The organism is Shewanella sp. MF05956, from assembly GCF_059758055.1.
The window spans coordinates 1-15,120 of sequence record NZ_JCAYNV010000007.1 but is presented as its reverse complement, the minus strand read 5'-3'; the positions used below and the strand labels follow the sequence as shown (position 1 = coordinate 15,120).

The following is a 15,120-nucleotide window of genomic DNA, read 5'->3' as shown; positions in this document are numbered from 1 at the left end:
AACAGATAGATGCAACCTATCTAAGTGATGTTATTTATTTCAAGTAAACCCGATGTAATAAAATAATAAACAGAATAATAAATGATACTGTTTAGATTGTTCTCATGTCTTTGGGTGATTTTCTTCAACATTTATGCAGCAGTTGCCATGCTGAACAAGACAGTGATGCACACAAACTCAACGCGCACAATGTTGCCAATGTTAAATGTACCGATTGTCACATGCCATGGATGAAACATGCGGGTGGACGTGCTCACCGTTACGATGGCAGATCGCTCTCCTGGGACTTATTAACACCAACGGACTCGTTAAAAGGATTTGATCTGTTACGCCCATACACAGAACAGGGCGCAGAACCTGACGCAAAACTGACTAAAGACTGGCAAAAAATTGAAGCTATTAAGGGGTTATGCTACGGCAACTTCAATTACCCAATCAACGTAGTAGGTTGTGCTAAGTTTGATATTATGCCCAATGCGCGTTCAAGCTGTCATACCGATCATTTCCCAACACCAGGTGTATTCACTGATGCAGAGCGTGCAAAATTGGTTGAAGGTGAGAAACGCCTAGAAGCCTTTAAAAATCTCATTCAGAAGCACAATTAAGCTGTAATTAACAAGCAAACAAAATTAAAAAATGCCACACAAGCAACTTGAGTGGCATTTCTATTTACAATATTCATCCGTCATCTACATACCATTAAGATTGCCTAACAGTCCGATATAGTTATATCCCTTAGATTTATAAAAGGCTAATTCAACTTTTTTAAAGGAGTCGACATAGGCCGCCACCAAAGGCGTAAACGCAATAATCGCATAAATGTGCTTAACCTCGCCATCGGGTACAAAGCCCACAGAATGTATCAACCAATGTGTCAGATCAAACAGCCGTAAAAAGACAATAGCGCCCAAGCCTAAGGCTAAAGACATAAACAGCTGACACCATAAAACACGGTCAAAGCGCCAAAGTAGGGTGGATATGCTAGAAAAGCAAAAGACATAAGTATAAAACCCACCGAGTAACATAACCGCTAACATATCTAAGGTTTCAGGCATTAAAAAATAACTAAACGCGGGGATGACATACCAGATCATTCGTTTTTTATAAATAATAACAAATTGTTCCGCTTTAGCGATGATGTCGTCGGGCAATGAGCTGACGTGTTTAATGTTGGTAGACATCATTATTTCAACTTTGTCGACAGTGAAGATAATTGCGCACGCGCGGTGTCAAAGTCTAACGCTTCAACGCTGTCACATAGCGCGATTAACTCTTGAATCAACCGTGTATCTGCCGCTAACTTAGTTTGCAGCGCTTGGCATTGCGCAATGGCATCGAGGTTACCTTGGCGCAAAAGCTGGTTAAGCTCATCAAACTCGTTTGTTAACTGTGCTAATGAGAATGTGATGTTGTGCGATTCCGTGTCGGGTTCTGGCTTTGTTAGTGTTTGATTGTCCGTTGATGTGGCTAACAAGGCATGAATATGTGCTAATTCAGAATGCGCAATTGCGGTAATCTGCTGGCCTAAGTCGGCATAAAGACTGGTGTTAGGTTCAGCATTGCTAGCATCAAGTTGGGTTAATTTAAGCTCCCAATCATATAAAGCACGGTAAAGTGCTGAAAATCCCGCTGTGCCCGATGTGCCTTTAAGCGTGTGTACAAGGACCATTAATTCCCTGGTATTGTGTTGATCAATTAAGGTGTTGATGTCATTAAGCTGCTCAGCTAAGTTTTTTTCAAAAATGGCAATCAAGCGACGATAAAACGCCTCTTTGCCAGCAAAAGGCTTGAGCAGTTCTTCAAGCGTCTGCGGTGACGCTGTTGTTTTAGGAGTAACGCTCAATTTATCCGCGCTCATAACAGGGTTCTCAGTCAATAATAAAGCAACACGTTGCATTCACTCATATTAGACACATGTGCATTATGCTACTTAGGCGTCACGCTATTTAGGCATTATTTAGTCATTATTTGGAAATAAATCGCTAATCTAATGTATTTATTCAATGGCTTAGTTTGCTACATCACCAATAATAATACAATATTAAAAGGATATAGATATTGGGTTCGGCCAATCGTTGTCGTGACGCTACGCCTGAAGTGCTATTTGTGAAGTGCTATTTGTGAAGTGCTATTTGCGAAAGGCTATTCGTGTAGTGCATCATTAAGCTTAAGCTCGCAAATACCGGCCTTAACATAAAGCCATATTTGGACCGCTAAACAAAACTGAATCGGAGCCTAAATGCAGTTAGATAAGATTTTACACGTAGAAGATGATGAATCTATTCGAGTCATTGTAGAGATGGCGCTGGTTGATATTTCTGGTTTTAGCTTAGTGTCCTGCGATGGCGGGCAGGCGGCATTAGCCCAAGTCGTGACATTTACCCCAGAGTTAATTTTACTCGACGCCATGATGCCAGGCATGGACGGATTGCAAACGCTGCTTGAGCTTCGTAAAACGCCACAATGCCAACACACTCCAGTGGTGTTTATGACCGCGCGCATTCAACAGGCAGAAAAACAAGAATACCTTGATGCTGGTGCTATTGCTGTCATAGAAAAACCATTTGATGCCATGACCCTAGGCGATGAGTTGCAAGCTCTTTATCTGACTCACTTAAGCGCAGCAGACACTAACGATTCGGAGTAACTCATGCAAACGCCTGTTTTACCGCACAATGAGCAAAAGAGACTCACCGCATTACAGCAAACGGGCTTACTCGACACTGAAGCAGAGCAACGCTTTGACCGTTTAACCCATTTAGCCCAACTGTGTTTAGGCACTGACATTGTATTAGTGTCATTAGTGGATGCAGACAGACAATGGTTTAAATCTAAACAAGGGCTCGATGCCTGCGAAACGAGCCGAGATATTTCATTCTGCGGTCATACGATTTTGGGCGAAGGTATTTTTGAAGTGCCCGATGCACTGCTCGATAAGCGTTTTGCCGATAATCCATTAGTGCTCAATGCGCCCAATATTCGCTTTTATGCCGGTGTGCCTTTAGTTAATGACGGTGAAAACATCGGCACACTGTGTTTTATTGACAGTAAACCACGTAAATTTAGCGATAGAGAACGCCAAATAGTTACAGAAATTGGCAAAACTATTGAACAAGAAATCCAGGACAGACTTCAAGAGCAGGCCCAGGAAGAGTTAGCCGCGCGTGAACAAATGTATCGTTCGGTACTCGAGGGCACCCGCATCGGCACCTGGCAATGGAATGTGCAAAATGGTGACACTGTGCTTAACGAACGTTGGGCTGCCATTATGGGCTATACACTTGCTGAGCTTGAACCTATTTCAGTCGATACCTGGCTAAACCTGCTTCATCCTGATGACATAGCCGACTCAGATGCTCAATTAGAAGCGCACCTTAACGGCAGCAAAGAATTTTTTGACATTAAATGCCGCATGAAACACAAGCAAGGCCATTATGTGTGGGTACATGATAGGGGCAAAGTGGTGTCATACACGGATGACGGTAAACCCTTAATGATGTACGGCACCCATGCTGACATAACCGAACAAAAATTGAATGATTTAGCATTACAGCAAAGCCGCGATCAACTGTATAAATTAACCCAACAGCTTCCAGGGGTTGTATATCAATATCAAGTATGGCCAGACGGACACGCCGCATTTCCTTATGCCAGCTCAGGCATTGAAGATATTTACGGCGTGACTCCAGAAGAAGTACGCACTGATGCCACTAATGCTTTTGAGAGAATTCATCCAGATGATTTAGGCCTGCTAGTAAGCAGCATTGGGCGCTCAATTGAAGACCTCAGCCTATGGGAGATTGAATATCGCGTATCAAGTGACAATAACGAGTTTAAATGGTTATCTGGCAGTGCAACGCCCGAGCGAATGGAAGACGGCAGTACCTTATGGCATGGCTACATTCAAGATATCACCGAAACTAAAAAATATTACCTTAAACTTGAAGAGCTTAACCAACAGCTCAATGTTGCTCAGCAAAGTCTTGATTTAGCGAGTAAACAAGCTCAAATCGGCTACTGGCATGCGTCGTTAAAACTTGGCACCTTGTGGTGGTCACCAATGGTCTATCAAATCTTTGGCCTAGATGAGCAAGACTTTGTACCTACCGACAGTAAGTTTAAAAGTGTTATTCATCCAGATGATATGGACATAGTTGAAAAAAGCCAACAAAAAGCGCTTGTCACTGGCATCCATAACGTCATACACAGAATTATTCGCCCTAGCGGTGAAGTGCGCTGGGTGCATGGGCTTGGGCAGATAGTGTCAGAAGACCGAAATCCAGATTTGATTATGGTCGGGTCACTGCAAGATATTACCGACAGAATGAAATTACAGAAGGTTAAAGACGACTTTATCTCAACCGTGAGTCATGAGTTGCGTACGCCTTTGACCTCAATTAATGGGGCGTTAACGCTATTACAATCAGGAAAAATCACCACCTTACCTGAAAAGGCTCAAAAGCTGATGGATATTGCCAGCAGTAATTGTAAGCAACTCAGCCGATTGATTAATGATTTGCTCGATATCGAAAAGCTCGCCGCAGGTAAGATGTTGTTCGAAATGAAACAACTGCAAATGGCTCCACTGTTACAGCGTGCACTGACCGATCATCAACCCTATGCAGACTTACACCACATTACTTTAGTGTTACAGCAAGAACCGCTGATAAATGATGTGTGTATTTACGCAGATGAACACCGTTTATTACAGATTTTTACTAACTTTCTTTCTAATGCCGTTAAATTCTCACCGCAAGCAGGCAGCGTAACCTTGTCGGCATCGGTTATAGACAACGAGATTGAAATCGCCGTGCAAGATCAAGGCGCTGGGATCCCAGAAGATTTTAAAACTAAGATTTTTGAAAAATTCTCACAAGCAGATGCCAGTAGCGCAAAAACCAAAGGCGGCACAGGTTTAGGCTTAGCATTATGTAAAGAGCTCACCGAAGCCATGCACGGCAGCATTGGTTATGACTCAAGCGCAGAACAGGGCGCTCGTTTTTATGTGCGCTTCCCCCTAATGCAGTAAACACGTGTACGTGAACACTAATAAAAATCCCAGTGTGCTTATCGCTCACTGGGATTTTTTATTAGCTTGCAGCTGCTAATACGTTAAATGCTCACTCTTGAAACAGTGAATCTTGAAATAGTGACTAGATGAAACAGTGAATACATTCAATGGTGGATACATTCAATGGTGATGAAATAAAATGACAATTACTTACTTTGCGTTGTTGCTGCCTTGCTTAACGATTCAAGTACATTACTCACTTTATCAAGCACCGCATCACAACCTGTAATGTTATGACGTTGCTTAAGGTATTGTGGATTATTATACGACAACCATACCTTGTTATTCGCATCTTCAGTAATCAGCACCTTTTGCGGTAAATCGATAGCGACCTGCTGATTACACTGCATCAATTGAGTGCCAATCTTGGGATTACCAAAAATAATTACCTCTGTCGCAGGTAAACTCAAGTCGACATTTTCAGCATTTTTTTGATGATCAATCCGCGCAAATACCGTAAAGCCCTTATCCTTAATAATCGACTCAAATCTATCTGCTGTGATTTTAGGTGAAAATTGACTTTGATGAGTAATCAAACTGTCGACAGCAAACACTGAAGTGGCTGTGAATACTGAAGTCGATGTAAAAAACAGCGTCATCGCCAGCGAAAGATTTTTGATCATACAATGCTCCATTTGTGATGTTTAAGCTCAATGTTAAAGCAAGATGCTTATGTTAGAACTCGCACTAAAGATTAGCTACTAGAGATTAGCGCTTAGAGATTAGATAGTAAAAACAACATATCACCAAGGCCCATCTTAATATAAAGAATAATGTAAAAGATAATACAAAAAATAATGTAAAAGAGAATATAAGAAGTGATGCAAGGACTCGCTCAAACATAAGCATCAGCATAAGCATAAGCATAAACAACAGCATAAACACCAGCATAAACGATCTAATTTTGCTGGTGGCCGTAATAACACTAATCGTGATGATATGAAACGGGTTGAACAATGAACAATAAACCGCCTTTTTGACTGGGTATTCAATCACTTGCATAAAAGTTAAAAAATTACCGAGGGTAATACTTTTATTTTTGCATAAATACGAATAAATATGCTGGTGGCCAGCGTTGGGTTTACGGCAGATTATATGTCACATCCATACGAATTTAACATTTCGCTACGTTCAAAAGCACTCTAGTAGTAAACTATCCCCAGTTAAAAGAGTGTCAGTTCAGTTTGTTTATCAGAGGTATTGTTTGGCGTCACATCATTCGTTATTAAATCACCAGCGCTATTTTGAGCGCATAGGTCCAGACTATCGTAATGGTGCCTCGGTGAGCTTTTTAGACATTAAAGACACTTTTGGTTTACGCCATATTCGTGTCGGTAAATGGGTCAATAAACAAGAGTCTGCACTGGCCGCCAATTTGATTTTTGACTCAATGGCCGACCTTGCCAATATTTTACGTGTGCCACCTGAGTTAATCGGCCTGCGAGGTAGCCTGAGGTTTGCCTTTGGTTCAGGCGGGCAAAAGGGCGTACAGGCCCATTACTCGCCAGCATATAAAGAATTAGCATTAGCGAAAAATGCCGGAGCAGGGGCATTAGCTCATGAGTTTTGGCATGCGTTCGATCACTACATTGCCGATAAAATGTTTATCGACGACAGCCTATTAAGCCCCGACGATTACATGAGCAGCACCAGCCGCTTTGTCTGCGCCACAGACCACTGGCTCGCAGATAAAACCATCGTCAATCATCCGCTAAATCAGCAGTTATCAAATTTATTTGCCGTCACTTTTTTAAGCGCCAACAGCCAGGAACCCCACGACTATGTTCGCCGCTCAATTGCCTTAGACAAGCGGCAAAACAGCCAATACTTTGCTAAGCCTACTGAAATGATGGCCCGCGCGTTTGAAGCCAGTATTGAAATGTATTCAGAAACCCACGCCGACATCGCCAACCCGTATTTGGTCAACAGCACCATCAACTCACCTCTGAGCAAACACGGTGCCTACCCAGATGCCGAACACTGCGCACAAATCTATCAAGCATTAATGGCTTATTTTGAACCACTGGGTATTGCATTTGATAAGCAGACCCAAGCAATGGTTGATGAACACATTAGCTAATTGATTAATCAGCAAGGTCAGACTTAACTAACACCTGCTTTAATCGCGCGAAAGTGACCATAGTGTCATTGGCCATCATTGGCGAGTAATCAAGATTATGAGCATTGAGTTGATATTGACCGTTAGTCAATTTACTCACTTGGCGAAGTAAATATTGATTATCTCCCGCGTCATCTTGGATTTCGATAGCCATGACTTTTCCAGTAATCGATCCTGCATTGATTGGCGTAACAAGCTCAAGTAATAGTAAGTCACCATCTTGAATGGGATTCTTACCACCATTCATCGAGTTTCCGCTAGCTGGTGCAATAAAGTGAATAGAGGGATCAAGTCGACTGAAAGTCGAATTTAAGTGAAGTGTTTCACGGCTATCATTTGATCCTGTTTTAAAATGACCACAGGCGATTTTTATATCAGGATAGAAGTTGAACTGAGGCAAGTGTTCTTGAGGTTGTTCGATGGGTAAATTAATCACATTAGCAGATGATGGTTTTGTTTTAGTCTTCGAGGTTTTACGTTGGCTGTAACGCGCTAATAGTAACTCGCCCAATTCTCGCATTGCGCTTGATACTGTATCAATATCGTCAATTGCAATGTCTATATTGGCGTGAAGACAATCACCTTCAACGTTAAACCAAGCTTGAGTATCGGTGCTATCTTGCTTACTTAAAAAAGTAATCGGGTTGCTTAACCAGTATTTACGCCATTTTGGTGAGTCAGATTCTACTTGTTGTAAATCAGCTTTAACATCTTGCGTCCACAACTCCGGGTAGCGTTTAAAGACTTGCCAACTTTTAATGCAAACAGCGTCGATGCTGGGGGGAGTGTGTAAACCGTCTAGTTCAATAAAAGCTTCTAATAAAATGGCTTTGAAGCATTTACTCATTGTGGCTTTTTCTACACCGCGACTTAAAAATGTTAAATAGGGCGTTAATGTCTGTAATTTTTCATCATCTTGCTCTTGGCTTAACACCAGTTCAAACCAACTACCAAATTGCTGGGTTAATTTACTCCAAGCATAACCACTATGATAAAACTCTGTCGCACTAGGGCGATGGCCTAAATCATCGTTGAGTAATTGATATTGTTGATCAGCTTTAGAGTAATCAAGTTTTAATTGCTGCCAAAAATCAATCAGTTCTGGATCAATGTTGATGACACAATCAGGATGAAGTTTAGGTGCATTAAGCTGCTTTACTGTCTCGTTGATGTTTTTTGATTGCAGTAATGCCATCGGACGATTCAAAAAACTGATGTGATTACCAATAAAGTCGATAACCGAAACAAACTTTTTGTTAGTGTCGGGTGATGTGCGCAATCCGCGGCCTAATTGCTGTAAAAAAAGTATTTTTGATTCAGTCGGGCGAAGAATTAAAATGGTGTCAATTGAGGGTAAATCAGTACCTTCATTAAATAAGTCGACCGAGAAAATCACTTCAATTTTGCCTAATGCTAACAAGCTCAAGGCTTCTCCACGTTTAACCTGAGAGTCACTGTGTACAGACACCGCTTTTATGCCATGAGCGGCAAACCACTGAGCCATAAAATCTGCATGCGCTTTAGAGACACAAAAGGCTAATGTTCTTTGCTGCTTGTGTGTCTCCCAGTGACCAAAAACATGTTTAGCGCGTTTTTGTGTGGCAAATGTAAATTCAAGTGCTTGAGGATCAAACTTACCGTTACGCCATGGTAGTTCACGATAATCTACCGTTTTATCGTTAATGCCTTGATAATGAAACGGCACTAAAATACTTAACTCAATGCCATCAACGATGTTCTTTTCATATACCAAATTGTTATCGCATAAAGATAAAATATCAGCTTGATCGGTACGTTCTGGTGTGGCTGTTAAACCTAATAGAAATTGCGGCGTAAAGTGGTTTAATAATGATTGGTAACTGCTGGCGCCTGCATGATGAAATTCATCCACAATCACATAATCAAAGTGATTTGGATTAACTTGATTAAGGTTTGCCTGTTTACCTAATGTTTGAATTGAAGCAAATACAATGTCAGCATCCAACACTTTAGATTTGGCATTAAAATGGCCACTCACAAGTTTAGGTAACAACGACTTAAATGTGCGCTCAGCTTGTAATAAAATCTCTTCACGATGAGCGACAAACAATACTTTACGGGCATTAAATTGTTGCACATCAAATGCTGCCAACCATGTTTTACCCATGCCTGTCGCGAGAACAACTAATCCTTTTGATTGTAAGGCGAGCCGCGTTTGTGCCAGTGCATATAAAGCTTCTTGTTGTGCAATATTCGGGATCAGTTCTTCTGGCTCAACTTCACCCACCACGGCTAACGGCGGTTTAACCTTTTTTCGGTGCTCAGCATATTGGTTTATATACGAGTCATTGAGATCGATAGCTTGAGGGTGATTAAATATTTGCGCAAATTGATGACGAATATTGTTAAATTCACTTGGGTCTTGATTTTCAATTAAATCGTAACGTAAACACCATTCAAAGGCATGAGTTAGCGCGGTTTTACTGATATTGTTCGAGCCGATATATGCACAGCCCGTTTCTAATAAATCAGAATGTTGCTGGACGAAGATATAGGTTTTCATGTGAAAACTTAACTGGTTTTCACATTTGAAAATCTTAGTTTTTGCGCCTAAAGATTGCAGAATCATTAATTCGCGTAACGCAACAGGATCGGTAATGTACAGGTAATCTGAGGTTAAAATAGCAATGTTAGCGCCGCGATCTAATGCGTCAGTTAGACTATCAAACAGCAATTTAAGTCCAGATTGCTGGATAAATGAAACCGATATTTCAATATGTGATGCACGGTTAATTGAATGCAGTAACTTTGGTAAAAGTGGGTCGTCCTTACCACCGCTAGTTAATACAGGTCCTTCTGCTAACTTCATGTCTTTCTCTACTTTACAGTCTTAATAAGAATGGCATTAAGCCACTTTTCATTTGCGCGATCTGGACGAACATCTGTTGTCACCCAAGTATGTTTAATGTGTAAACCTGAGCCTTGTATCCACTGCTCAAGCAAAGACTCATCGGCATCAGCAAAAAAACGGCCGTTATGAGTTCGCTCTTGTACGCCATATTTGAAAGAGCAATAAAATACGCCATTGGATACCAGTGTGCTGGCTAAAGTCGAAAACGTGTTGGGTAGGGCACTTGCTTCAACATGAAGTAAAGAAGCGCAAGCCCAAATTCCATCAAAAATCAGTGTTGGGTCTATTTGTTCGAAGGTACAAACGGTAACTTTTTGACCAATATAATCAGAAGCGGCTTTGGCTAATTCAACGCTGGCATCGATAGCAGTGACTTCAAACCCTAATTGAATAAAAGCTTTACTGTCGCGGCCAGAGCCGCATCCAGCGTCCAATATACGAGCATTAACCGGTAATTGACTCAAAAAAGCGTGGTACAACTCACTGACATCGGCATTAACAGTCGACGCAAAAAAGTCTTGGGAATGTTGGTTGTAAAACTCGATGGTGGACATGGCAAACCCTATAAATTACATCATTTGAGTTTATCGATATTCTACAATGCTCTCAAGTGTTTAGTGTGTTTGTTAGCTTGTCGCTTAGTGACCTAAAACTCAAACTGCTTATCAATAATCTACGTTTTGAATGACGGTTAATGCCACGGCATCACGGCCTTTTTTAGATGGCACTCGGTGGCCAGTATCGGCGTTGGTTTTCATTGTTTGCACAAATTGATTCATTTGCGGGCCAATGCTGATGTGCAACGGGCGATCTTTGCCGTAATAATAGAGGCGATCGAATTTAAGATTTTCACAAATCCATGCCGCGACCTGTTGCATGTCGACTGGTGTATCGGCTTGGATATCACTTGATGTGCTGGCTGGGTTATTGAGCACGGTAAAGTCGCATGCTGCACCGAGACGGTCGCAAATAAGCTTTTGATTTTGATTGAGTTCGTAAGCGCAATGTTGGTCAAGTTTTGGTGCGATATGCGGATTACGATTTTTAGCAATTAAGCGTGCAAGCTCAGGTGAACAAAAACCATACGTGAACGAGATAGGGCCAAATTGATCAACGATAGGGTCAAGTAGTTGGGTGGCTAATAAGCTCAGTGCACGCCAGGTTTCTGGTTGCTGTGGTAAGTTTTCAATCTGATTCAGTATGGCCGTATTGCCGCAGTTAATGAGGTCTGCATAGGTAAAGTGGCGGCTGGCTTTGCCATTGATATTGTAGGTAAACAATCAAGGTCCGTTATCTGTATTCTGGTTTGGTGTCACCATACCGTGTATTGATTATGTTGACTAGATAGCAGTGTTACTAATGCGTATTTAACTTGAAAGTAGTTGAAAAAACGATAACTGTGTAAGATAAAGTAGTTAAGTTGAATGTTACTGATTTAGTGAGAAGTCTAAACCAGCAACAATTTTTAATCATTAATTCTGAAGATACTTATAGTCCTGCATTTTCCTTAATCCAAGAGAAAACTTCAGTCTTATTTTTCGGACTATAATAACTTAAATGTGGAACGGCAACGATAAATGTTGATTTACCATTTATTTCACATTTAAAGCCTTTGCACTTCCAATCACCATGATCTGCATCAATTGTTAATTCAGTTTCATCTATATGAAATAACTCCTTCAGAAACGCATAAGCTGATATTGAAGATATACCAAAGGTTAGAATAAGTTTTGGTTTCACTAAGTTGAGAATGGCTTCATGCACAGGCCAACATAACCCAGCTAGACCGTAACAGAGGTCGCTGGAGTCACGAGACGTTTTAAAGATAATATTTGATGCGCATACTGTCCTAGGGTCGTTTACTCCAATACCTTTTAATAGGTCAATAACTCTCATTTGAAGCGGTGCTTTACCTGCCTCGTAATGAGCTACTTTGTTTTCCCATCTTTCATCAATAAATGAGTTTTCTGTTCGCTTGAGCATTCTATCTAGATGAGATTTGATTGAATATGAACTTGCAGTATCAGGGTTTTCTTGTCCATCACCACCAGGATTTAGTCCCAATAAATAAATATCACCTTCTTTTAGTGTTTCATGAGAGCTATAAATGACTTCACCTTTCTGTTTTAAAATATGCTTTAGAGTTTGTTTCGCGAAGTCTGGTAAATCTTGCTTTAAAATAGGATGCATAGAGGTTTCCTTGCCTGCATAAAATTAATATTCATAATGATTGTATATGATTTCTGGATGATAGAATAAATATCATTAATATGTAATTAGGTTTAAATGTATGCAGTAATCTCTATTACTGTCTAACACAGAGCAACCGCATGAGTGTGCGTTTTTTGCTCATCATGAGTAATTTAAATACTGAATCACTTTCAATTATTCATGAAATGATGGCGTACTGAACAAATTCAGTTTTAAAAATGTACCAAACCTGTGCAAAAAATATTCACGATTTTGCCCTGCTGTTTAACAGATTTAGCTTTTTATAATATGGGTTTATTGTAAGCAAAAAAAGGTCTTCGTTATGAAGACCTTTATTGTATTGAAAGCTATTTGTATAAGATTCTTTGTTTAAGGCTATTTGTTTACAATTCTTAAACTTACTTAGCCAACTTAACAAAGTAGTCGAAGATTTCTGGTACGTTGCCGTTACCTAAGCCTGCATCGAATGCGGCTTGTAGGTTAGCAGATGAACCTTCAGCAATTTTAGATTGAGTGCCTAGGTCTTCTACCATTTTCAAGAAGTAGCCTAAATCTTTGTTGGCGTTAGCAATAGAGAAACCTAAGTCGCTTACACCATCAACGGCGTAGTTTTTACAAAACTTCATAAACGGTGAGTTAGATGGACCTGCAGACATGATGTCGAACAGTTGTGCACGGTCAACACCGGCAAGCTCTGCAACAGCAAAGGCTTGTGACATTGCACAAACAGTGGTCATACCCATAAAATTATTGATTAACTTAGTGGTGTGGCCAGCGCCTAATGCACCTAGGTGGAATACGTTTTCGCCTTGTTCATCAAGCACAGGTTTTACCTTGTTAAAGGTATCCATGTCGCCAGCGGCCATGATGTTTAATAAACCGTCTTTTGCGTGAGCAGGTGTACGGCCGAGTGGGGCGTCGATCATACCTACGCCTTTAGCGGCCAGGTCGGCTCCAATTTTACGGGTTGAAGATGGAATTGATGTACCAAAATCAACCAGTACAGCACCTTCTTTAATACCGGCTAAGATACCTTCGTCGCCGTAAACCAGTTTCTCAACGACCGCTGATGTGGTTAAGCACAACATAACAATGTCACTTGCTGCGGCCAGTTCTTTTGCTGAACTGACGGCATTAGCGCCGCGAGCAACACAGGTCGCCACAGCGTCTTTATTAAGGTCCATTACATTTAGCTGGTAACCTCTTTTTTGTAGGTTCTCAACCATGTTGCCGCCCATAAGGCCTAGGCCGATGAAACCGATGACTGGTTTTGTCATATCTAACTCCTAAATATAGTGGTAAATGCGTTTCTACGATAAAGTTTGCGAGCCTAATTATTGAGGCTAACAATGTATTTAATGCTGTGTGTGACGTTCAAAAATTCGGTAAATTGATTATCAACTTGTATTACAAAATTCTAGTTAATTATAACCACATTGTCAACCAATTATGGTAATTGGACATACCAAAATTAATATTGGTAAGGGTTAAGGTAATACAGTTGATTATTCAGCCGATTATTCATTGGTATTAAGCACGACAACAGAGCATTAATCTTGATTCAGTAAAGTAAAAAGCCTATCAATTTGATAGGCTTTTTGGTTTTGCTCGATTAGAACTTGGCGCGTACGCCTAGCGTGTATCGACGGTCTGCTTCGCTGTAAGCCCAAACTGAACCTAACTCTGAAGTGTATTCAATTGGCTCACCAGTGATGTTTACTGCATTGGCTACCACAGTGAAGTTTTCGTTGATATCCCAGCTTGCTGAGAAGTCGAACTGGCCACGTGCTTCGCGGTAACTATTGCCTACTGTTGGGTCATAGCTATCTGCTGATGGGTCATTTTGGTTAAATACGTTGTAACCTAATGCTCCTACAGTTTGCACACGCTTTGTGCTTTGCTCATCTAAGTAACGGTCACGCCAGTTGTAGGCTAGGCGGAACTGAAGTTCTTCACCTTCCCAGTACAATTGGGTGTTGGCTGTGTGCTTAGAAATGTTTAACAGTGGGTTGCCGTCTGGCTGTTCACTGTCGGCATAGGTGTAGTTGGCATTAACACCAAAACCAGACCAAAGCCCTGGTAAGAAGTCAAATTGCTGTTGGTAACCTAGCTCTAAACCTCTTACTTCACCGCTACCGCCATTTACGTCGGTTTCGATAGCAATACCTGTACGACCTGCTGCTTTTTCAGCATCGACGTAAGCTAAACCTTGGTCTTGGGTGGCATTAACGATGTCGCCCTGGCTTTCACCTGCGGTATCAAGTAAACAAATGTTGTTCCACTGTGTGGTGTTTTGACCATTAACCGTACTTGAGTCAGCTAAACAGCTACTGTCTGTTTGGGTAAACGATTGCACATCTTTGTAGAATAACGCGGCAGATACGATACCACCATCTTCAAAGTAGTGTTCAACCGACAAGTCATATTGCGTGACGCGGTAAGGTTCTAATTGGTAAGAACCTTGAGTACCAGTCACTAACGAGTTATCGATTGATAGTGCAGGGCTTAACTCATCAAAGTCTGCACGGCGCATTACTTTAGCGGCTGCAAAACGAACTAGCGTTTCTTCAGACAGGGTGTAGGTTACGTTTAAGCTTGGTAAGAAGTCTGAGTAATCGTTTTTACCCGTGTTAAGCACTTTTTTACCGTTAGCATCAACTGAGTCAACAATGCTCGACTCTAATTCAGTTTGAATATAACGACCATATATGGACGCTCCCGGTGAGTCAAGATAATACTCTGCTCACCGAAGGCTTTTTGGCCTTAGTTTTCTGTACAACATTCTCACTCTTATCGTTGCTTTTGATGCGCTCATTTACCGCTAGAAGC

At 41.1% G+C, this 15,120-nt stretch carries 12 protein-coding genes and 1 pseudogene; 4 read left to right on the top strand and 9 right to left on the bottom strand.

Features of this window, described 5'->3' with window-relative positions; genetic code table 11:
- Positions 1-104: 104 nt before the first annotated feature.
- A complete protein-coding gene (locus AC19MX_RS09100) occupies positions 105-605 on the top strand; it encodes a hypothetical protein (RefSeq protein WP_432400249.1) in 501 nt (166 codons plus the stop codon).
- 84 nt (positions 606-689) lie between these two features.
- Here AC19MX_RS09100 and AC19MX_RS09095 read toward each other — a convergent pair whose 3' ends face one another.
- Both AC19MX_RS09095 and AC19MX_RS09090 read right to left on the bottom strand, forming a co-directional pair.
- Positions 690-1,184, bottom strand: coding sequence for a hypothetical protein (locus tag AC19MX_RS09095; RefSeq protein ID WP_432400250.1), 495 nt, complete (start codon positions 1,182-1,184; stop codon positions 690-692).
- A complete protein-coding gene (locus AC19MX_RS09090; protein WP_432400251.1) occupies positions 1,184-1,897 on the bottom strand; it encodes an Hpt domain-containing protein in 714 nt (237 codons plus the stop codon). The genes AC19MX_RS09095 and AC19MX_RS09090 overlap by 1 nt, the downstream gene beginning before the upstream one ends.
- A gap of 342 nt (positions 1,898-2,239) precedes the next feature.
- Between AC19MX_RS09090 and AC19MX_RS09085 the strand changes: the two genes are divergently transcribed.
- The gene (locus AC19MX_RS09085) at positions 2,240-2,647 is read left to right on the top strand and encodes a response regulator (RefSeq protein WP_432400252.1); all 408 of its coding nucleotides are present in this window, start codon (positions 2,240-2,242) and stop codon (positions 2,645-2,647) included.
- A gap of 3 nt (positions 2,648-2,650) precedes the next feature.
- Positions 2,651-5,029, top strand: a complete 2,379-nt coding sequence (locus AC19MX_RS09080) for a PAS domain-containing protein (protein WP_432400253.1) — start codon at positions 2,651-2,653, stop codon at positions 5,027-5,029.
- Between the two features lie 188 nt (positions 5,030-5,217).
- On the opposite strand, the gene AC19MX_RS09075 is transcribed toward AC19MX_RS09080, so the two are convergent.
- Positions 5,218-5,694, bottom strand: coding sequence for a DUF302 domain-containing protein (locus tag AC19MX_RS09075; RefSeq protein ID WP_432400254.1), 477 nt, complete (start codon positions 5,692-5,694; stop codon positions 5,218-5,220).
- Between the two features lie 581 nt (positions 5,695-6,275).
- Here AC19MX_RS09075 and AC19MX_RS09070 point away from each other — a divergent pair.
- A complete protein-coding gene (locus AC19MX_RS09070; RefSeq protein ID WP_432400255.1) occupies positions 6,276-7,151 on the top strand; it encodes a CLCA_X family protein in 876 nt (291 codons plus the stop codon).
- Between the two features lie 4 nt (positions 7,152-7,155).
- On the opposite strand, the gene AC19MX_RS09065 is transcribed toward AC19MX_RS09070, so the two are convergent.
- The 6 genes and pseudogenes from AC19MX_RS09065 to AC19MX_RS09040 form a co-directional block, all read right to left on the bottom strand.
- Positions 7,156-10,038: a DEAD/DEAH box helicase family protein gene (locus AC19MX_RS09065; RefSeq protein ID WP_432400256.1), complete on the bottom strand. Its 2,883-nt coding sequence runs from the start codon at positions 10,036-10,038 to the stop codon at positions 7,156-7,158.
- A gap of 8 nt (positions 10,039-10,046) precedes the next feature.
- Positions 10,047-10,634 (bottom strand): class I SAM-dependent methyltransferase, encoded by a 588-nt coding sequence (locus tag AC19MX_RS09060; protein ID WP_432400257.1) that lies wholly within the window; start codon positions 10,632-10,634, stop codon positions 10,047-10,049.
- 111 nt (positions 10,635-10,745) lie between these two features.
- Positions 10,746-11,360 carry a hypothetical protein gene (locus AC19MX_RS09055; protein WP_432400258.1) on the bottom strand — a complete coding sequence of 205 codons (615 nt, stop codon included), beginning with the start codon at positions 11,358-11,360 and terminating at the stop codon, positions 10,746-10,748.
- A 208-nt stretch (positions 11,361-11,568) separates the two neighbouring features.
- The gene (locus AC19MX_RS09050) at positions 11,569-12,270 is read right to left on the bottom strand and encodes a uracil-DNA glycosylase family protein (RefSeq protein ID WP_432400259.1); all 702 of its coding nucleotides are present in this window, start codon (positions 12,268-12,270) and stop codon (positions 11,569-11,571) included.
- A gap of 419 nt (positions 12,271-12,689) precedes the next feature.
- Positions 12,690-13,568, bottom strand: coding sequence for an NAD(P)-dependent oxidoreductase (locus AC19MX_RS09045; protein WP_432400260.1), 879 nt, complete (start codon positions 13,566-13,568; stop codon positions 12,690-12,692).
- A 335-nt stretch (positions 13,569-13,903) separates the two neighbouring features.
- Positions 13,904-15,007, bottom strand: a pseudogene (locus AC19MX_RS09040) (TonB-dependent receptor domain-containing protein); the annotation flags it as partial.
- Positions 15,008-15,120 lie beyond the last annotated feature (113 nt).

Excerpts from the sequence above, each read along its gene's own strand:
- AC19MX_RS09085 (WP_432400252.1), top strand. The coding sequence starts at position 2,240 with ATGCAGTTAGATAAGATTTTACACGTAGAAGATGATGAATCTATTCGA.
- AC19MX_RS09095 (WP_432400250.1), bottom strand. The coding sequence starts at position 1,184 with ATGATGTCTACCAACATTAAACACGTCAGCTCATTGCCCGACGACATC.
- AC19MX_RS09100 (WP_432400249.1), top strand. The coding sequence starts at position 105 with ATGTCTTTGGGTGATTTTCTTCAACATTTATGCAGCAGTTGCCATGCT.
- AC19MX_RS09050 (WP_432400259.1), bottom strand. The coding sequence starts at position 12,270 with ATGCATCCTATTTTAAAGCAAGATTTACCAGACTTCGCGAAACAAACT.
- AC19MX_RS09065 (WP_432400256.1), bottom strand. The coding sequence starts at position 10,038 with ATGAAGTTAGCAGAAGGACCTGTATTAACTAGCGGTGGTAAGGACGAC.
- AC19MX_RS09045 (WP_432400260.1), bottom strand. The coding sequence starts at position 13,568 with ATGACAAAACCAGTCATCGGTTTCATCGGCCTAGGCCTTATGGGCGGC.
- AC19MX_RS09075 (WP_432400254.1), bottom strand. The coding sequence starts at position 5,694 with ATGATCAAAAATCTTTCGCTGGCGATGACGCTGTTTTTTACATCGACT.
- AC19MX_RS09060 (WP_432400257.1), bottom strand. The coding sequence starts at position 10,634 with ATGTCCACCATCGAGTTTTACAACCAACATTCCCAAGACTTTTTTGCG.
- AC19MX_RS09090 (WP_432400251.1), bottom strand. The coding sequence starts at position 1,897 with ATGCAACGTGTTGCTTTATTATTGACTGAGAACCCTGTTATGAGCGCG.
- AC19MX_RS09080 (WP_432400253.1), top strand. The coding sequence starts at position 2,651 with ATGCAAACGCCTGTTTTACCGCACAATGAGCAAAAGAGACTCACCGCA.